This is a genomic window from Pseudonocardia sp. DSM 110487, assembly GCF_019468565.1.
Lineage (GTDB): Bacteria > Actinomycetota > Actinomycetes > Mycobacteriales > Pseudonocardiaceae > Pseudonocardia.
This window is the reverse complement of the sequence record NZ_CP080521.1, coordinates 1,768,244-1,785,774: the sequence shown is the minus strand read 5'-3', so window position 1 is coordinate 1,785,774 and position 17,531 is coordinate 1,768,244. Positions and strand designations below refer to the sequence as shown.

General features: G+C 72.4%; 16 protein-coding genes. 8 read left to right on the top strand and 8 right to left on the bottom strand.

Translation table 11 applies throughout. The annotated features are described in order from the left end of the window. Window positions 1–5: 5 nt before the first annotated feature. From K1T35_RS08135 to K1T35_RS08125, 3 genes are all read left to right on the top strand, one after another. The gene (locus K1T35_RS08135) at window positions 6–1,358 is read left to right on the top strand and encodes a nitrous oxide reductase family maturation protein NosD (protein WP_220259546.1); all 1,353 of its coding nucleotides are present in this window, start codon (window positions 6–8) and stop codon (window positions 1,356–1,358) included. A gap of 128 nt (window positions 1,359–1,486) precedes the next feature. Next, window positions 1,487–1,888 (top strand): STAS domain-containing protein, encoded by a 402-nt coding sequence (locus K1T35_RS08130; RefSeq protein ID WP_220259545.1) that lies wholly within the window; start codon window positions 1,487–1,489, stop codon window positions 1,886–1,888. Window positions 1,889–1,967: 79 nt separating this feature from the next. Then, on the top strand, window positions 1,968–3,338 hold the full coding sequence (locus K1T35_RS08125; RefSeq protein ID WP_220259544.1) for an amidase: 1,371 nt from the start codon (window positions 1,968–1,970) through the stop codon (window positions 3,336–3,338). 75 nt (window positions 3,339–3,413) lie between these two features. On the opposite strand, the gene K1T35_RS08120 is transcribed toward K1T35_RS08125, so the two are convergent. Further along, on the bottom strand, window positions 3,414–4,325 hold the full coding sequence (locus K1T35_RS08120; RefSeq protein WP_220259543.1) for a LysR family transcriptional regulator: 912 nt from the start codon (window positions 4,323–4,325) through the stop codon (window positions 3,414–3,416). A gap of 70 nt (window positions 4,326–4,395) precedes the next feature. On the opposite strand from K1T35_RS08120, the gene K1T35_RS08115 reads away from it, so the two are divergent. Then, window positions 4,396–5,490, top strand: coding sequence for an MFS transporter (locus tag K1T35_RS08115; RefSeq protein ID WP_220259542.1), 1,095 nt, complete (start codon window positions 4,396–4,398; stop codon window positions 5,488–5,490). Between the two features lie 4 nt (window positions 5,491–5,494). Here K1T35_RS08115 and K1T35_RS08110 read toward each other — a convergent pair whose 3' ends face one another. From K1T35_RS08110 to K1T35_RS08095, 4 genes are all read right to left on the bottom strand, one after another. Beyond that, window positions 5,495–6,862: an alkaline phosphatase PhoX gene (locus K1T35_RS08110; RefSeq protein WP_220259541.1), complete on the bottom strand. Its 1,368-nt coding sequence runs from the start codon at window positions 6,860–6,862 to the stop codon at window positions 5,495–5,497. Between the two features lie 116 nt (window positions 6,863–6,978). Continuing rightward, a complete protein-coding gene (locus K1T35_RS08105) occupies window positions 6,979–7,626 on the bottom strand; it encodes a hypothetical protein (RefSeq protein ID WP_220259540.1) in 648 nt (215 codons plus the stop codon). A gap of 232 nt (window positions 7,627–7,858) precedes the next feature. Further along, window positions 7,859–8,956, bottom strand: coding sequence for a PLP-dependent cysteine synthase family protein (locus tag K1T35_RS08100; protein WP_220259539.1), 1,098 nt, complete (start codon window positions 8,954–8,956; stop codon window positions 7,859–7,861). Between the two features lie 8 nt (window positions 8,957–8,964). Continuing rightward, on the bottom strand, window positions 8,965–10,290 hold the full coding sequence (locus tag K1T35_RS08095; protein ID WP_220259538.1) for an alkaline phosphatase PhoX: 1,326 nt from the start codon (window positions 10,288–10,290) through the stop codon (window positions 8,965–8,967). Between the two features lie 394 nt (window positions 10,291–10,684). Between K1T35_RS08095 and K1T35_RS08090 the strand changes: the two genes are divergently transcribed. The 3 genes from K1T35_RS08090 (at window position 10,685) to K1T35_RS08080 (ending at window position 12,456) form a co-directional block, all read left to right on the top strand. After that, window positions 10,685–11,473, top strand: coding sequence for a hypothetical protein (locus K1T35_RS08090; protein ID WP_220259537.1), 789 nt, complete (start codon window positions 10,685–10,687; stop codon window positions 11,471–11,473). Between the two features lie 136 nt (window positions 11,474–11,609). Beyond that, window positions 11,610–12,023 (top strand): anti-sigma factor antagonist, encoded by a 414-nt coding sequence (locus K1T35_RS08085; RefSeq protein ID WP_220259536.1) that lies wholly within the window; start codon window positions 11,610–11,612, stop codon window positions 12,021–12,023. 139 nt (window positions 12,024–12,162) lie between these two features. Next, the gene (locus K1T35_RS08080) at window positions 12,163–12,456 is read left to right on the top strand and encodes a WhiB family transcriptional regulator (protein ID WP_142105004.1); all 294 of its coding nucleotides are present in this window, start codon (window positions 12,163–12,165) and stop codon (window positions 12,454–12,456) included. 395 nt (window positions 12,457–12,851) lie between these two features. Here K1T35_RS08080 and K1T35_RS08075 read toward each other — a convergent pair whose 3' ends face one another. Continuing rightward, the gene (locus K1T35_RS08075; protein WP_220259535.1) at window positions 12,852–13,346 is read right to left on the bottom strand and encodes a hypothetical protein; all 495 of its coding nucleotides are present in this window, start codon (window positions 13,344–13,346) and stop codon (window positions 12,852–12,854) included. A gap of 244 nt (window positions 13,347–13,590) precedes the next feature. Beyond that, on the bottom strand, window positions 13,591–15,306 hold the full coding sequence (locus K1T35_RS08070) for a GAF domain-containing SpoIIE family protein phosphatase (RefSeq protein ID WP_220259534.1): 1,716 nt from the start codon (window positions 15,304–15,306) through the stop codon (window positions 13,591–13,593). Window positions 15,307–15,377: 71 nt separating this feature from the next. On the opposite strand from K1T35_RS08070, the gene K1T35_RS08065 reads away from it, so the two are divergent. After that, the gene (locus K1T35_RS08065) at window positions 15,378–16,097 is read left to right on the top strand and encodes a FadR/GntR family transcriptional regulator (RefSeq protein WP_220259533.1); all 720 of its coding nucleotides are present in this window, start codon (window positions 15,378–15,380) and stop codon (window positions 16,095–16,097) included. On the opposite strand, the gene K1T35_RS08060 is transcribed toward K1T35_RS08065, so the two are convergent. Next, entirely contained in the window at window positions 16,090–17,499 is a 1,410-nt protein-coding gene (locus tag K1T35_RS08060; protein ID WP_220259532.1) for an Nramp family divalent metal transporter, read from the bottom strand. The two genes, K1T35_RS08065 and K1T35_RS08060, sit on opposite strands and share 8 nt — an antisense overlap. Window positions 17,500–17,531: the final 32 nt, after the last annotated feature.

Genomic DNA, 17,531 nt, shown 5'->3' with positions numbered 1-17,531 from the left:
AGTGGATGAACACCTCACAGATCACGGCCCGGGCCGCCCTTGTCGTAGCGACGCTCGTGGTGCTGGGCGGCGCGATCGCGCTCGCCGTGATCGGGAGCATCCCGCCGGAGCCGCAGCAGCTGGTGCGGCAGGAGCTGGCCGCCGCGGTCCAGGTCGACCCGGCCCGCCCGTGCACGCGGGAGGCCCCCGAAGGGCCGGCCGCAGCCGCGCAGGAAGGCGTCCAGGCGCGCTTCGACCCCGCCCAGAACGCCGTGGTGCTCTCGGCGGGGCAGGGCGTGACCCTGCCGGCGCTGGCGCAGGCCGTCGGCAACCCGGACCTGCTCAGGGAGGAGGCGCCGGGCGAGTGGCTGCTCGGAGCGGACCTCGCGGTGCTACCCGGCACGTCCGTGCAGATCGCCGCCCCGACGACCCGCTGGCTCAAGCTGCTGAGCACAGCCGGCCGCTACGCCTCCGTGAAGGCGTTCGGCGGCAACATCGACGTGAGCGGCGCGTGCATCACGTCATGGGACCCGGCCAAGGGCACCGTCGACACCGAGCCCGCCGACGGCCGCGGCTACCTGCTCGCCCGCGACGGCACGCAGATGACCATCGACAACGCCGAGATCCGCTACCTCGGCCACGGAGAGGTCGAGTCCTACGGCCTGTCGTGGCGCACGGAAGGCACCGGCGGGAAGATCACGAACAGCCTGGTGTCGCACAACTACTTCGGCCTGTACAGCTACGAGGTGGGCGGGCTCGTCGTCGCCGACAACGAGTTCCACGACAACATCCTCTACGGCATCGACCCGCACACGGGCTCGCACAACCTGACGATCGAACGCAACATCGTCCACGACAACGGCAAGCACGGCATCATCCTCGCCGAGGACTGCACCGACAACGTGATCCGCGACAACATCGTCTACCGCAACAACCACCACGGCATCGTGGTGTACCTGCGGTCGAACGGGAACACGATCGAAGGCAACGACACGTTCGCCAACGCGGCGCAGGGCATCAACGTCAACGAGTCGAACGACAACGTCATCAGCGACAACCGGGTCTACGACAACACCGAGTCCGGGATCGGCATCACCCAGACCTCGCAGAACAACCTCGTCGAGAACAACCAGAGCCGCGGGAACCAGCAGGACGGGATCCGCGTCGTCAGCGAGGCCGCGCTCACCACCCTGCGCGCGAACACCCTCGGCGAGAACGGGCGGTACGGCGTCTACGTCGACATCGACGGCGACGTGGACATCGCGGGGAACCTCATCTTCGCCAACCGGTCGGGGATCATGCTGAAGGGCTCCGCTGTCGTGCCGGACGGCGACAACGCGATCTTCGACAACCGCGAAGCGTCGATCATCGCGGGCTAGGAGCGCCGTCGGCGTGAGCAGGGGGGTGTTGTTGTGCGCCTCAGAGGCCGTCCGTAGGGTTGAACAGCGGCCCGCGAGGACAGACCGCACCCCGAGTCCGCGACACCCACATCGAGGAGCCGGTGCGCATGAGCGGCGACATCCCCGCCGACCACGGGACCACCGACGAGAGCGACGAGATCGGCGAGGTCGTACGGTTCGACGTGGTCAGCCACGGTCCCGACGCGCGGGTCGTGCACGTCGTCGGGGAGATCGACACCCTCACCGCCCCAGTGCTGCGCACGCGCCTCGACGAGCAGGTAGCGGCCGTCCCGCTGCTGGTACTCGACCTCACCGACGTCACGTTCCTCGGCTCCGCCGGTCTCGCCGTGCTCGTCGCGGCCAAGGACGAGGCCGACCGCAGGCGGCACACGCTGCGGCTCGTGCCCGGCTCCCGGATCGTCACCCGCGCACTGGAGGCCACCGGCCTGCTGGGGCTCTTCGACATCGCGGAGGGCGTGCCGCAGGCGCTCGAGCCCGCGGCCAACTGACAAGATCGACACCCCCCGACCGGGGGTCCGTGCGGCGGGTCATCCCCATGATCAGCGCCTTTGCTGCCATGGTTGGCAGATGGACGCACTCGACCTGACCGGCCTCACCGCAGCCGAGATCGTGTCGCGGGTGCGGGACGGGCGCAGCAGCGCGGTCGATGTCGCCCGCGCCCACCTGGCCAGGATCGCCGAACACGACCCGGAGGTCGGTGCCTTCGCCGAGCACGACCCGGTCCGGGTGCTCGCGGAGGCAGGCGGCGTGGACGCCCGAGCCGACCGTTTCGCGCTCCCGCTGGCCGGCGTGCCGGTCGCCGTGCCGGACGACATCGACGTCTCGGGCTACCCCACCCGCCACGGGTCCGCCGCCACCACTGCCGACCCGGCCCGCCGCGACGACGAGCTCGTGAAGCGGCTGCGCGCTGCGGGCGCCGTCGTCGTCGGCAAGGTGCGGATGCCGGAGCTCGCGGTGTGGTCCTTCACCCAGGCCACTCAGGCGGCGCCGCGCAATCCCCTCGACCTGTCCCTCGACCCGGGCGGCTCCGGCGCCGCCGCTGCCGTCGCCGCCCGGATGGCGGTGCTGGCGCTCGCCACCGACGGCGGCGGCGCGGCCAGGGTGCCCGCGGCCTGCTGCGGCCTCGTCGGGCTCAAGCCAGGCCCGCACGTGGTGCCCCTGCCCCGCGGGGCGGACGAGCACTGGTGCGGGCTGGGCGCCACCGGCCCGATGGCCCGCACCGCGGAGGACGCCGCGCTGATGCTGGGCGTGCTCGCCGGGGAACCGATCGACCTGGACGTGCCGGGGCCGCGCCGCATCGCGCTGTCGCTGCGCGCCCCGTGGCCGGCCAGGGCGCTGCACGCCGACCACAGGGCCGCCGCGATCGGCGCCGCCGCCCGGCTGCGCGCCGGGCCCGGCGGCGCGATCGTCACCTTCGCCGACCCTCCCTACCCCCGCGGGCTCGCCACCCAGTGGATGCGCCGCTGGCTGGCCGGCGTGGCCATGGACGCCGAGGCGCTCGACCTCGACATGCGCGCCGCGGAACGGTGCACCGCCACCGTGGTGCGCAAGGGCCGCCGCGTCCTGCGCTTCACACCGCCGCGACCGGACACCGCCACCGCGTGGCGCGAGCGCGTTCTCGGCTGGATGGACGACGGCGAGTTCGACGTGCTGCTCGGCCCCGCCACCGCCCAGCCGCCGCTGCGGGCGGGCGCCATGCTCGGCCACGGCTACACCTCGAGCCTCCTGACCACTGCAGGCCGGCTCTCCTGCGCCCCCGCTTGGAACCTCGCGGGCCTGCCCGCCGTGGTGGCGCCGGTCCTGATCGGCGGGCGTCCGGTTGGCGTGCAGCTGGTCGGCCGTCCCGGTGCCGAGGCCGAGCTGCTGGCCGCGGCGGCAAAGCTGGAACGCCGCGCGGTGCCGATGGCGGGCGCCGCCGCGCCCCGCGTCTACGCCTGAAGGAGGCGTTCCCCGGCAGTCGAGTAGGGCCGACGCCCCAACCTCCGCTAATCGGCCAGCGTTCGCCTGGCGCCGTCACGGCTCGACCAGCGGGCGGATCTTCCGGAGGGCCTCGAGGGCTGCCAGGACGAGCGGGCTGCGCTGGTCCCGCAGCACCGCCGCCTGGACGTGCCGTGCGGCGCGGAGGCCGCTGACCGGACGGACGGCGATGCGGGCCGGCACGCTGATCACGTTGAGCGCGTGCGCGACCGTGACCGCCCTGCCCGCCGCGACCAGTGCCTGGGCCTCGATCGGCTCGTCGCCGTGCCCGGCGAGCAGGACCGGAGGGGCGATGTCGGCGGCCCCGAGCACCCGGTCCACGAGTCGGGCGGCCGAACCGTCGTGGGCTCGGACCCACGTGTCGGCCACGAGGTCGCGCAGGTCGACCGCGGATCGGTCGGCGCACGGGTGGCCGGCCGGCAGCAGCACCCGCAGCGGGTCGTCGAACAGGGGGACGATGGCGATCTCCTCGCCCCCGGCCGGGCCGGGTTCCGCGTCGTGCTCGAAGACGATCGCGAGGTCGAGCGACCCGGCCGCCACCTTCGCCAGCGCCTCGCGACGGTCGACGAGGTCGTCGGTGATGACCACCTCGGGGTGCTGCTCGCCGAACACCGCACCCAGCTCCGTCGAGAGGTGCACGAGCGCGGTGAAGAACGAGCCCAGCCGCAGGGTGCCCCTGCGCACGCCCGCGAGCTCCGCGACCTCGGCCTCGGCGAGCTCGAGCCGCCCGACCACCGCGTCCGTGTGCCCCGCCAGCACCCGCCCGGCCTCGGTCGGGTGTACGCCGCGGCGGGTGCGCCGCACGAGCTCGACACCGACCTGCCGCTCCAGCAGCGCCACCTGACGGGACACGGCGGGCTGCGTGAGGTGCAGCTCCCGGGCCGCAGCTGAGAACGAGCCCGCGACGATCACCGCGCGCAACGTGACGAGCCGGTCGACGTCCAGCATGCGCCGAGTTTAGAACTGCCATGCCCACTTCGTATTTGCCGTCATGGCTGCCGAGGGTTGCACTTGTGATGTGCTCGCTTCCCACGTCACGGTCTTCCTCGCCACCGGCGTGCTCACCGCGACGTGGGCCGCCCGGCTCCCGGACACCGCGCAGCGCCTCGACCTGTCGATCGCCGACGTCGCGCTCGTCGTGCTGGGCATCGAGGGCGGCGCGCTGGCCGGCCTGCCCGCGGGAGCGGCGCTCGTCGCCCTGCTGGGCTGCCGGCGCGGCCTCCGGCTGGGGTTCGCGCTCTACGCGGGCGGGGTGCCGGTGCTCGCCATCGCGCCCTCGCTCGGCGTCCTCGTTCTGGCCGCCGCCGGGTGGGCCGCGGCGAACAGCGTGGTCGACGTCGCCATGAACACCGCGGGCGTCCGGCTCGAGTCACGAGCGCATCGCCCGGTGCTGGCCACGTTGCACGCCGGGCAGAGCGCTGGCGTGCTGCTCGGCGCCGCCGTGGCCACCGCGGCGGCCACGGCCGGCGTCCCGCTCCCGGTGCACTTCGCGGCGGTCGGGACGGTCGCCGCCCTCGCCGCGCTGCCCGCCGCCGTGGCGGCGCCGACAGCAGCTGGCGCCGCACCGCGGCTGCTCGCGCGGCCGGACCGGCGACTCGTCCTGATCGGCGCCGTCGCGTTCTGCGGGTTCCTCGTCGAAGGCGCTGCCGCGGCGTGGGCCGGCATCCACCTGCGCACCGAGCACGGAGCGAGCGCCGGCCTCGCCGCCGCCGGCTACACGGCGACGGTGGCGGCGCTCGCCGTCGTGCGCCTGTTCGGTGACCGGATCGCGGCACGCGTCGGCCGAGTGCGTGTGGTGCGGACCAGTGGCCTCGTCGCGGCGGCCGGCACGGCGCTGGTGACGCTCGCCCCGTCGGTTCCGGCTGCGGTCGCCGGGTGGGCCGTGCTCGGTGCCGGGATCGCGCTGGTCGCACCAACGGTGATCGGCGCGGCGCCCGAGGCCGCCAACCCGGCGAGCGCGATCGCGGCCGTCACCGTCGTCGGCTACGCCGGCTCGTTCAGCGGGCCACCCGCCGTCGGTGCGATCGCCGCGGCCAGCTCCCTGTCCGCGGCGATCGGGCTGTGTGCCGTGGCGGGCCTTGCGCTCGCCGCGCTGGCCCGGCGAGCGCTCTGAGGCGTCAGCGCTGGTTCCTCCACGGGCCCGTGATCGCGTACATGATCCCCGGGGTCTGGATGCTCGCGAACAGCACCTTCCGGTCGTGTGAGTAGACGGGCCCCGCGAACTCGCTGTCACCCACCACCTGGTTGCGGGCCAGCTCGAACGCCTCGCCGCCCTCCGTGACGGCCACCAGGTGCTGCACGCCCTCGCCGTCCTCTGCGAGGATCAGCCCGCCCCACGGGGAGACGGTGATGTTGTCCGGTCCGTCGAACTCGCCGCCTGGCGCGAACCGCAGCTTCAGGGTGAGCGTGGAGCGCCTCGGGTCGTAGAACCACACCTGCCCGTCGTGCGGCACCGGGCTCTCCTCGCGCGCGTAGCTCGTGACGATGTACGCCCCGTTGTCGCCCCACCACGCGCCCTCGAACTTGCGCCCACGGGTGATCTCCGCCGGCCCGAACTGGTTGCGGGTGGAGGTCGTGCGCGCGTCGCGGTCGGGCACCGGGACCCACTTCACGTCGTAGGTCGTGCCGACCTCGATGGCCCGCGACAGGTCGTCCACGTGCGCCCCGGCGGCGTCGGTGCACCGCATCGCACCGAAGTCACCGTCGGTCGGGCCGAGCGCGCGCAGGCCGCCCTTGCGCCCCCGGTAGCCCCGCGGCGGCGCCCAGCGGTACAGCAGGCCGTTGGGGTTCGAGGCGTCCTCGGTGAGGATGATGTCGCCGCGCATCGGGTCGACCGCGACGGCCTCGTGCGAGAACCGCCCGAGCGCCTTGATCGGCTGCGGGTCGCGGTTGGCCGCCATGTCGAACGGGTCGACCTCGAACACGTACCCGTGGTCCTTCGTCCGCCCGCCCGCGCCGGCCCGATCCTCGGTCTCCTCGCAGGTCAGCCAGGTGTTCCAGGGCGTGATCCCGCCCGCGCAGTTCGTGGAGGTCCCGGCGACGCCGACGTACTCCCGGACGCGGTTGCCGTCCCGGTCGGTCTCGACGATCGTGCAGCCGCCCGCGCTGCCCGGGTCGTAGGTCACGCCGTCGCGGTGCGGCACTGGCAGCGGCGTCGTGGCGAAGGGATCGCGGATCTCGTGGTTGTAGACGATCGTGGTGCCACCCGCCCGCCCGCGGAACGCGCCTGCGCCGTCGTGGTGGCTCGGGGTCGGCTCGCCCGAGTCGAGCTTGGTGACTCCGGCCTCCGTGACGATCGAGTAGCGGAAGCCCTGCGGAAGCGCGAGGCGCCCTGCCGGGTCGGGGACCAGCGGCCCGTACCCCGGTGCCGCGGGCGCGGCGGCGGCGTTGGGGGCGGTGAGCAGCACGTCGCTGGCACCGAGCAGCACGACGCCTGCGGCGGCGCCTCGGCTGAGGAACCCGCGGCGGGACAGAGCCTCGGTCATGGTGGATCTCCAGTTCGGGGGAGCGGCCGGCCGGGTTCACCCGACCGAGTGGTGGCCGGGCGAGATCGTGACCGGCGGCTACGACGAACAGGTGAACGCCACCCGTACGGCGGCGGTCAGACCGGCGAGCGCTGGTCGCTCCGAAATGCGGAAGAGCGCCCTCCCGAGGGCGAAAAGCCACACCTTGGAACGATCAGGACAACGATGATCCATCCGAGATGCCGCCGAAGCGCCCTCCGAGGGGCGTTCAGCCGCCTCTCGGAACGATCACACCGCTCATAGCCCTGCAAATCGGCCGGGACGATCTGCTGCGCGAACGCCAGCGCATCGAGGGCAACCACCGCCTCGACAAGCGGCAACCGGCGGGCGAGGTCGTACGCCGTGCGCAGCGGACTGGTGACGGCCCAGCCCGCCACGTGGGTGACCTCGTCGGGCGCGAGCTCGTCGTGCCGCACGAGCAGCCCGGGCCGGGTCCGCACGCCTCCAAAGACAACGACGACTTCGGCAGGGGCGTCGAGCGGTCCGCACGAGGCCCCCAGTAGCTCGGCGGCGGAGAAGCCGCCGAGCACGCCGCTTCCGTCGAGGAGCAGGTACGCGGCCCGCGAGCGCACCTCGAAGGTGACCTCGACGTCGGCCCGGATGTAAATCCCGCTGAACAGGCGGCGGAAGCGCGGCCCCCGCAGGATCTTCGGCGTGACGACCCCGGCGGCGACGGCGTCGGTCCCGCGGAACGGCTGGCGTAGATCTATCGGCATGGCCCGCACTGACGACGGCCGGGCCGATCCGGTTCCCCCACCCCGATGATCGTTCCGAGATCCGTCTCATCGCCCTCGCGAGGGCGGGTCCGCTGACCTCGGATCGATCAACCCCGAGTGATCGTTCCGAGGCTGGGCTCGCGGCCCTCGGCAGGGCGGAAACCGCGATCTGGGAACGATCGATCGATCCGACATGCGCCTCGGCGCCCCGCCAAGGGCGCTCGGGCGCATCTCGGAACGATCATGCGTGCTTCCACTCCCCCGTCGCGAAGAAGTGCCGCAGCGTCGCCTCGTACGGCGCGAGTTCAAGGCCGTGCCGCCGCAGCCAGTCATCGTCGTAGTAGCTGTGCTGGTAGCGGTCGCCGCCGTCGCAGATCAGGGTCACGACGCTGCCCCGCACCCCGGCCGCCCGCATCCGTGCCACCAGCTGCCACACGCCCCACAGGTTGGTGCCCGTCGACCCGCCCGCCCACCGGCCGGTCACATCACGCAGGTGGCGGACGGCGGCGATACTCGCCGCGTCGGGCACGGGGATCATCAGGTCGATCACCGTCGGCACGAAGCTCGGCTCCATCCGCGGCCGGCCGATCCCCTCGATGCGCGACGGCATCCCGGTGGCGTAGTCGGGGGCACCGGTCGTCCAGCCGGGGAAGAACGCGGAGTTCTCCGGGTCGACGACGGCGAGACGGGTGGGGTGGCGGCGGTAGCGCAGGTAGCGCCCTATCGTCGCCGACGTGCCGCCCGTGCCGGCCCCCACGACGATCCACTCCGGCACCGCGAACCGCTCCATCGCCAGCTGCTCGAAGATCGACTCGGCGATGTTGTTGTTGCCCCGCCAGTCGGTGGCCCGCTCGGCGTAGGTGAACTGGTCGATGTAGTGCCCACCGGACTCCTGCGCCAGCCGCTGGGCCTCCGCGTACATGTCCGGCGCATTGTCGACGAAGTGGCAGCGCCCGCCGTAGCGTTCGATCAGCGCGATCTTCTCCGGGCTGGTGGTCCGCGGCATCACCGTCACGAACGGCACCCCGATCAGCCGCGCGAAGTACGCCTCCGACACCGCCGTCGAGCCGGAGCTCGCCTCCACCACGGTGGTGCCCTCGACGATCCAGCCGCTCGTCAGCGCGTAGAGGAAGAGCGATCGGGCCAGCCGGTGCTTGAGGCTGCCGGTGGGGTGCACCGACTCGTCCTTGAGGTACACGTCGATGCCCCAGTCCGGCGGCAGCGGGAAGACGTGCAGGTGGGTGTCCGCCGAGCGGTTGGCATCGGCCTCGACGCGGCGGATGGCCTCCGTGACCCAGGCGCGGGTGCGGTCGCAGGAGCGGTCGACGGCTTCGGACACAGCCTCAGTCAACCCCAGGGGCCGGTGATGGCGAACATCGTGCCCGGCACCTGCACGTTGGCGAACAGCACGCGGCCGTCCGCGCTGAAGACCGGGCCGGTGAACTCGCTGCCGCGCTCGCTGCGGGCGAGCCGGAACGTCGTGCCGTCCTCGGCGGCCCCCACGAGGTGGTTGCCGCCGTTGCCGTCCTCGGCGAGGAGCACGCCGCCGTACGGCGAGACGCTGATGTTGTCCGGCCCGTCGCAGCCGTCGTCATCGCCGGTGAACAGCAGCCGCAGCGTGAACGTCGATCGGCGCGCGTCGTAGAACCACACCTGTCCCCGATGGTTGCGGGAGAAGCTCGACACGATGTACGCCCCGCCGGTGCCGTTCTCCCCGGGCGCCCACCAGGCCCCTTCCAGCTTGTGGGCACGGGTGACGCGGCCGTCGTCGAGCTGTCTCCGCACCGACTCGTCCCGGGCGTCCCGGTCGGGCACCTCCACCCATTCCACGGCGTAGGTGGTGCCGGGTGACGTGGCCCGCGCCAGGTCCTCCACGTGCTTGCCGGCCTCGTCGGTGCAGCGCATGGCGGCCAGCACCCCGTCGGCGGCGCCGAGCCCGCGCAGCGCCCCACGGCCGCTCTGGAAGCCCGGAGGGGGCATCCAGCGGTAGACGAGCCCGTTCGGGCCAGAGGCGTCCTCGGTGAGGTAGATGTCGCCTGCGGCCGGGTCCACCGCGAGGGCCTCGTGGGAGTAGCGCCCCAGCGCTTTCACCGGGCGCGGGTCGACGAGCGCCGCCCGGTCGAACGGGTCCACCTCGAAGACGTAGCCGTGGTCGCGTCCGTACCCGCGCTCGCCGGCCCGCGCCTCGGTCTCCTCGCAGGTCAGCCAGGTCCCCCATGGCGTCACGCCACCGGCGCAGTTGGTGGACGTGCCCGCGATCCCGACCCGCTCGGACACCCGCCCGCCGTGCGCGTCGGTCGTGACGATCGTGCATCCGCCCGCCGCAGCGGGGTCGTAGACCAGCCCGTCGAGGTGCGGCACGGCCAGCTCCGTGCCCGCCCCCTCGCGGATCTCGTGGTTGAGCACGAGCACCGTGCCGCCACCGGGGGCGGCGAACGCACCCGTGCCGTCGTGGTTGCGCGGAGTGGGCTCGCCGGTGTCCAGCATCGTGGTTCCCGCCTCGGAGACGACCGCGTACGCGAACCCCGCCGGCAACGCCATGCGCCCGGCCGGGTCGTCGACGAGCGGGCCGTACCCGGCCGGTGGAGATGCGATCCGCAGGACGTCGGTGCTCCCGGCCAGCAGGACCCCCGCCGCCGACCGCCGGAGGAACGAACGCCGCGACAGTCCCATGCGTGGAGATGAAATCGGACGGACGGCGCGAGGAGGGCCGCGACGTGCGGTCACGTACCTCGATCAGGGCGACTTCACACACCGAGCCTGGACCTCACACAGCGCCGGCCTTGTGTGGAGTCCACGCTAGGTGTGCGAAGTCACACTTCACTACGTTCAGTGATTCGGTGGCTACTTAGCGTTGTTGCGTTGGCTTTGGGTGCCGCGGCTCCAAAAAGCGATCTTCGCACGTCACGCGGCTGCGCGGCGAGGGTGCCGCAGGCCGCAGCTCGTCGACCGCACGCCCCACGAGGCTGTGCGCTGCAGTGATGCCGAACACCGCCGGACGCAGGAAGGCATCCGCCCGCCGACTCCATATGGAGGAACACCGGTTCGAGCGAACACACTACTCGCCGTGACGATCAGCACCCCGCCGAACTCCATCCACAGCAGTGGGGGCCTACCGTCCCCCGCCGGAGCCTCGTTCGACATCGTCCGCCGCGGTTACGACCGCGACCAGGTCGATGCCCAGCTGCGCGAGCTCCGTGAGCGCGTCAACGCGGCCGAGACCCAGCGCAAGGCCGCCGAGCAGCACGCCCGCGCCCTCGAGGGCGAGCTGCGCAACGCCCGGTCCCAGCAAGCCGACGGCCCGATCTCGCAGGACAGCTTCGGCTTCCGTGCCGAGAAGATCCTGCGGCTCGCGGAGCACGAGGCCGCCGACGTCCGCAGCCGCGCCGCCAACGAGGCCACCGGCCTCGTGGAGCAGGCCCGCGCCGACGCCGAGCGGCACCGCCACGAGGTCGAGCAGAAGCTCATCGCGCGCTCGGCCGAGCTCGACCAGGAGGCGGCCCAGCGCAACGTCGCCATCCAGGAGCGGGAGCAGCAGGCCGCCGCCATGCTCGCCGCCGCCCGCGACGACGCCAGCCGCATCACCGACGACGCGCGCGCCGCGGCCGACAAGGTGCTCTCCGAGGCGCAGGCCCGCGCCAAGGAGGTGCTCAACCGCAGCGACCAGGACCTCAAGCGCCGCCGCGAGGCCGCCGAGCAGGAGCTTCGCCGCATCGGCTCGCTCCACGAGGGCGTGCGCAACGAGATGGCCCGCCTGCACAAGCTCCTCGGCACCGAACTCGGCGAGAGCGCCACGCGGGGCACCAACAACACCGACTCCGCGGACCGCAACGGCGTCGCCGCCGCCCGCGCATAGCCGCCGGCGCGCTGATCGTCCGTACCGATCCGCACCCTGCGGGCGGCCCGGACCGGGTCCCCTCCGCCTGACCCGGCCGGGCCGCCCGTCTGCTTCCGGTGGCACGTAACGGCGCTGACCCTTACCGTGGCGACCGATGTCCGAGACGCGCGAGAACCTGCAGGCGGACCCCTCCTCGATCCGACGAGGGGGCGATGCCGACGACCAGATCACGCTGTCGACCACGCGCCCGGCCTCCGGGCAGGTTGTCATCTCTGTCGGCGGCGAGGTCGACATGCTCACCTCACCACAGCTGCGCTTCGTCGTGCTCGACCAGTTCGAGCCCGACGCCGGCGTGGAGCTCGTCGTGCTCGACCTGGACGGCGTCAGCTTCCTCGGCACCAGCGGGCTCGCGGTGCTCATCGAAGTGCGCGAAGCCGCCCACACGGCAGGAGTCGAGCTGCGGCTGGCCTGCACCGCGCGCCGCGTTCTGCGACCGCTGACGATCGCCGGCCTGATCCCACTCTTCGATATCCACGACACCGTGGAGCGTGCGCTCGCAGCCACCTGACCTGGCGAGAAACCTCCAGTCGGATGTGAACTGCGCCACATCCGAGTAGTCGTCGGCTTGATGTGTTTGGCCGCCGATCGTCGTGGGAACCAGCACCTCGGTCGCCCGGAACGTCGGGCACGAACGACAAGAGGTGACGATGAGCGACGTTTCGCGGCTCCCCGGCCCCATGGACCACGCGTGGCAGTGGCAACGCCTGGGAGCGTGTCGGGGCATGGACAGCGGCGTCTTCTTCCACCCCGACGGGGAACGCAACCCGTCGCGCGCGCGGCGCACAGCACAGGCGAAGGAAGTGTGCCGGCGCTGCCCCGTGATCGAGCAGTGCCGTGAGTTCGCGCTCCAGACTCGGGAGCCGTTCGGTGTGTGGGGTGGCCTCGCGGAAGCTGAGCGACGGGTGATCCTCGAGCAGCGCGGCATCGCGATGGCGAGTTGAGCGGGTCGAACGAACAGGGCGGGTCCGGGCGGACCCGCCCTTTCTCACGCCCGATACCGGCAGGTCAGCGTGTTGATCAAGGACTGATGGTCGCGATCGAAGATCAACTAGCGACCATTTCGCCTTGATCGCCGCAGTGTCCCCGGGACGGTGGCTTGATCAGCAATTCGGCATGTCCCCGGGTCGCTTTCGCCGGTTTCCGCCCGAAGCCTTGATCATGTCCATCGGAACGCCTCCGGTGGCGCCGCGCGCCCATCTGGGCAGGCCTGTGGCCTGCCCGTGCTACTGCCCGGAGGGGTCGCAGAGGCTCGCGAGTCAAGGGTCGCGCAGCGATCGCGAAGCGACGCGGAGCGCACCCCACCCGACCAGACCCGGCAACGAATCTGGTCACCGCGCTAGTTGACGACCGCCAACTCCAGGCACCGGTAGCGCAGCAGCGGGATGCCGTAGACCCGGGCGATCCGCTGCACGGCGCGCTCGACGACGGCGAGAGCAGGGTCGGACGGCGCCGGAGCGGGGGCCAGGCAGTACAGGCCCTGCTCCGGGTCGAAGCCCACCAGCTCGCTCATCGCGGCCACCAGATCGCCCTCCGCGGTGACGGGCAGCGGGTTGGCCAGGCCGAGCCGATGCAGCGCGAGCCCGGGCAGATCGAGCCGGGCTGCGCTCGACCGCAGCTCGTCACCCAGCTGGTCGAGGTCGTCCTCGGGATCTGGCTGGCTGTCATCGGCCGCAAGAAGCAGCTCGACCTGCGGGAAGCCCGCTATGAGCTCGGCCAGGTGCGACTCGGGCCGCAGCAGCTCCATCGGGCTGACCGCGACGGCCACGGCGCGGGATGCGGGAACGGCCGAGCTACCGGTGGCGGCGCCCGCCACCGGTTCGGAGACAGGCATCTCCGGAACCGCGACCATCTGCAACGTGTCCCCCTCGACCGGTCGTCGGCCCCGCCCCCGGGGACAGACGATCCGCCGCAGAGTCAACTCCACCCCGCCTCTCGGCACCGCCGTACCGATGGTCCATACGCCGAGCGGCGGCACGTGATCCGTGAGTGGCGCCTTACCGCGGGGTAGGCGGTGGAACGGTACGTTAACGCCGCTCGGCGCTCCCACCTGCAAAGACTCGGTTGTCGACGATCGGTCAGCGATCGAGACGGACGGCCAGCAGAGCGACGTCGTCGCGCAGTCGCCGCGGGCTGCACGCCTCGAGCACCCGCTCCACGACGTCGTCCGCCGGCGCGTCGGCGGGCAGTTCCGCGACGGTCCGTTCCAGCAGCGCGGTCCGCTTGTCCGCGTCCTCGCCGACGACGTCGGTGAGCCCGTCGGTGTAGAGCACGAGCAGCGTGCCGGGCGGGCAGCGGCGTACCGCCTCGGCGCGGCCGGGCCCGGCGCGCCTGCCGAGGCTGCGGACGGCGCCGATCATCGGGGAACGCTGTTCGTCCAGCCGCACGAGCGTGCCGTCGGGTTCGACGAGCAGCGGCGCCGGGTGGCCCGCGTTGGCGTAGCAGAGCATCCGCCCGCCGTCCGGGTCCGGCGGTTCGACGCGCGCGTAAACGGCCGTGGCCATCGCCGCCATCTCGAGGCCCTGCACCAGCTGATCGCACCGGTCGAGTACGGACCCGGGGCGCCCGCCGTCCCACGCGTAGGAGCGCAGCACGCCGCGCAGCTGCCCCATCGCGGCGGCCGCGCGCAGGTCGTGGCCCGCGACGTCGCCGATCGCGAGGCCGAGCGCGCCGTCGGGCAGGTCGAGCACGTCGTACCAGTCGCCGCCGACCTGGTTGCCGTCCACGCCGACCAAGTACCTCGCGGCCACCTGCACACCCGCGACGCCCGACACCTCGGGCAGCAGGCTGCGCTGGAGCGTGACGGCGGCGGCGTGCTCGGTCTCGTACAGCCGGGCGTTGTCGATCGCGAGCCCGGCCCTGCCCGCGATGTCGCTGGCCAGGTGCAGGTCGCGCGGCCCGTAGCGGCGGCCGTACGGATGCTGGGTGAGCAGCGTGAGCGCCCCGAGCACGCGGCCCCGTGCCCGGACGGGCACGACCATCACCGACCGCAGGCGCAGCGTGTCGTAGACAGTGGCAGCGGCCGGGTCCTCCGGGTAGCGGTCGGCGCCGCGTTCGGGCAGCTCCGGCACGAGCAACGGGCGATCGCCCGCCAGTACGTGGCCGGTGTCGCTGCCGCCGCCCACGTGGTAGTTGCGCAGCCGTCCGAGGTCGCGCAGGCGCTCCTCGTCCACCGGCTCCCGCGCGGCGACGGCGAGCCTGCGCGGCACCCCGCGCCCCGGCACGTCCAGCACATCGACGGCGCACAGGTCGGCGAGCTCGGGAACGAGGCTGCGGGCGAGGCGCTCGCACGCGTCCACGACGCCGAGCGCCGCGGTCATCTGCGTGGTGGCCTCGGCGAGCATCCGCAGCTGCGCGCGGGCCTCCTCGGCCTCGGCGAGCGCCGCCCTGCGCTCCTGCTCTACCACGACCCGCTCCGTGACGTCGCTCTGCACGCCGACGAAGTTGGCGAGATCGCCTGCGCCGTCGAAGACCGGTGAGATCGCGATCTCGTTCCAGAACGCCGTGCCGTCGCGGCGGTAGTTCAACAGCACCTCGGTGATCGGGCGGCGCTCGCGCAGCGCCTGCGCGACGCGCCCCACCGCGACGCGGTCGGTGTTGCGGCCCTGCAGGAACCGGCAGTTGCGCCCGAGTACCTCCTCGGAGGAGTAGCCGGTCAGCGCGCTGAAGGACGGGTTGACCCACACGAGCGGGTTGTCGGCCTGCCGTGGATCGCTGATCGTGAACGACATGTCGGTGGCGACGACGGCACGCGCTCGGAGCCACTCCAGCTGCCGCTCGACGCCGTCTCCCACGCACCCAGAGTAGGAGAATGGTCACCCAGGCGCCCCCGTCGCCGCCCTGCCACCCCCTCTATGGTGAGTAGATGCGCCCAGGGCGAGCCGACGTCGTGGCCGAACAGCTGCTGGACCTCGTGCTCGACGGCACGTTCCCGATCGGCGGGCCGCTGCCGAGCGAGTCCGAGCTCGCCGCCCGGTTCGGCGTCAGCCGCCTCACCGTGCGCGAGGCGATCCGCTCGCTCGTGCCCACCCGCGTGCTCGACGTGCAACAGGGCCGGTCCACGCTCGTCAACCCGACCAGCATCTGGTCCCCGCTCGACGGCAGGCTGCTACTGGCCCGCAGCCGCGCGGGCGGCGACCCTCTGCTGCTGCCCCGCAGGCTGTTGGAGGCCCGCCGGGCCGTCGAGGTCGCGATCGTCGAGCTCGCCGCGGTCCGCCGCGAGGAGTCCCACCTCGAGCGGCTGCGCACGATGCACCAGAAGATGCTCGACGGGCACGCTCGCGGCGATGTCGCCGCCACCGCGGATGCCGACCTCGCGTTCCACGCCGCGCTCTTCGAGGCGGCCGACAACGTGTTCCTCGACGCGCTGTTCGAGCCGCTCACGTCGGTGCTGCGCGCGATGCGCCAGGAGACCTCCGCGGTGCCGGACTTCCGCAGCCACGCCCTCGACCGCCACGCCGCGATCCTGAAGGCGATCGAGGCGGGCGATCCGGTGCAGGCACGGGCCGCGATGGAGGCCCACCTGCAGCAGACCGAGGAGGACGTCGAGCGCTACCTCGATCCCGCGGTTCTGGGCGCTAGATGATCCCGACGACGTCCAGCAGCGAGTAAGCCCCGAGCAACGCGATCGCCGCGCTGCTCACGGCGAGGCAGACGGCGAACGCCCGCCCCCCGTGCAGCCGCGGGTCGGTCTCGTTGCGCCGCAGCCAGTACACGGCCCACACCACGCCGATGAGGAAGATCCCCGTCATCACGCCCGCGATCTGCACCATGATCACCGGTGACTGGATCGTCAGGTAGATCACGGCCCACAGCAGGGGCAGCGCGACGGTGAAGATCCGGATCCACTTGAGCCGGGCGACCGGGTCCTGCCAGTCCAGCACCCCGAACGTGGCCAGCAGGTTCGTGTACATCCGGGCCCAGCTGGGGATCGCCGCCCACATCGTCGACCCGAGCACCGCGATCGCGCCGAGCAGGAAGACGACGCTCGCCCACTCGCCCATGGTGTCGGTGTACATCCGGGACAGCGTGGTGATCAGGCCGTTGCCCTGCGGGACGAGGCCCTGCGGGTTCAGCACCGCCGCGCCCATCAGGTAGAACGCGATCGTCCCGAAGGTGTAGATCACCCAGGACACCATCGCGTCCTTGTACATCACGCGGATCCAGCCGTTGGCCCGCCGAACCCAGGCCTCGCTGCCGTCGTTCGGGCCCACCCAGCGCGCGTAGCCCTTCTCCACGCACCAGTACGTGTAGAAGGTGATCTCGTCGGCGCCGACGCCGGTGATGCCGAACATCGCCAGTGCGGCACCGAGCGCCCCGGCCGGGATGAGGAACATCAGACCGCTGCCGAGGTCGTCGAGCCCGTAGGCGAACGGCGTGGCCGGCAGGCCGAGCGCGATGAGCACCGTGATGGCCGTGAACGTCACGACGAGCAGCGCCGCGCCGCGCTCGATCAGCGAGTAGCGGTTGGAGTAGAGCAGCGTGATGCTGACGATGGCGAGGACCGTGGTCCAGAACAGCAGGGAGACGAACGCCAGCGGGTCACCCCCGATCGGCAGCAGGATGCTGCACGCGACGGCGGTGCCGCCGATGATGCCGCCGAGCTGCAGCAGTTTGGACAGCGCCAGCACCGCCCACAGCAGGTTCACCCAGCCGATCCCGAAGATCTTCGGGGGGACCTTGGCGTAGCCGGTGAGCGCGGGCTGGCCGGTGGCGATGGTCCACCGCGCCAGCTCGATCTGGACCGCCACCTTCACCAGCGTGCTGACGATGACCAGCCAGAGCAGCACGAATCCGGCCTGCGCTCCCAGCGCGGTGGTCGCGATCAGCTCGCCGGACCCGACGATCGAGGCGCTGAGGATCAGGCCGGGACCGAAGTAGCGCATGCTCGCCCGCCAGCCGACCGGCGGCTCCTTGATGCCGTCCGCGGTGAGCGTGTACGGGTCTGTGGTCTCGATCCCGGTTGGCTTCTCGGTGCTCTCGGACATCTTCGTCCTCTCGGGCTCACTCATCAGATGTC

Coding starts and splice junctions, on each gene's coding strand:
- K1T35_RS08135 (WP_220259546.1), top strand. CDS start 6: ATGAACACCTCACAGATCACGGCCCGGGCCGCCCTTGTCGTAGCGACG.
- K1T35_RS08080 (WP_142105004.1), top strand. CDS start 12,163: ATGAGCGACGTTTCGCGGCTCCCCGGCCCCATGGACCACGCGTGGCAG.
- K1T35_RS08095 (WP_220259538.1), bottom strand. CDS start 10,290: ATGGGACTGTCGCGGCGTTCGTTCCTCCGGCGGTCGGCGGCGGGGGTC.
- K1T35_RS08130 (WP_220259545.1), top strand. CDS start 1,487: ATGAGCGGCGACATCCCCGCCGACCACGGGACCACCGACGAGAGCGAC.
- K1T35_RS08060 (WP_220259532.1), bottom strand. CDS start 17,499: ATGTCCGAGAGCACCGAGAAGCCAACCGGGATCGAGACCACAGACCCG.
- K1T35_RS08065 (WP_220259533.1), top strand. CDS start 15,378: ATGCGCCCAGGGCGAGCCGACGTCGTGGCCGAACAGCTGCTGGACCTC.
- K1T35_RS08125 (WP_220259544.1), top strand. CDS start 1,968: ATGGACGCACTCGACCTGACCGGCCTCACCGCAGCCGAGATCGTGTCG.
- K1T35_RS08075 (WP_220259535.1), bottom strand. CDS start 13,346: ATGCCTGTCTCCGAACCGGTGGCGGGCGCCGCCACCGGTAGCTCGGCC.
- K1T35_RS08085 (WP_220259536.1), top strand. CDS start 11,610: ATGTCCGAGACGCGCGAGAACCTGCAGGCGGACCCCTCCTCGATCCGA.
- K1T35_RS08120 (WP_220259543.1), bottom strand. CDS start 4,325: ATGCTGGACGTCGACCGGCTCGTCACGTTGCGCGCGGTGATCGTCGCG.
- K1T35_RS08110 (WP_220259541.1), bottom strand. CDS start 6,862: ATGACCGAGGCTCTGTCCCGCCGCGGGTTCCTCAGCCGAGGCGCCGCC.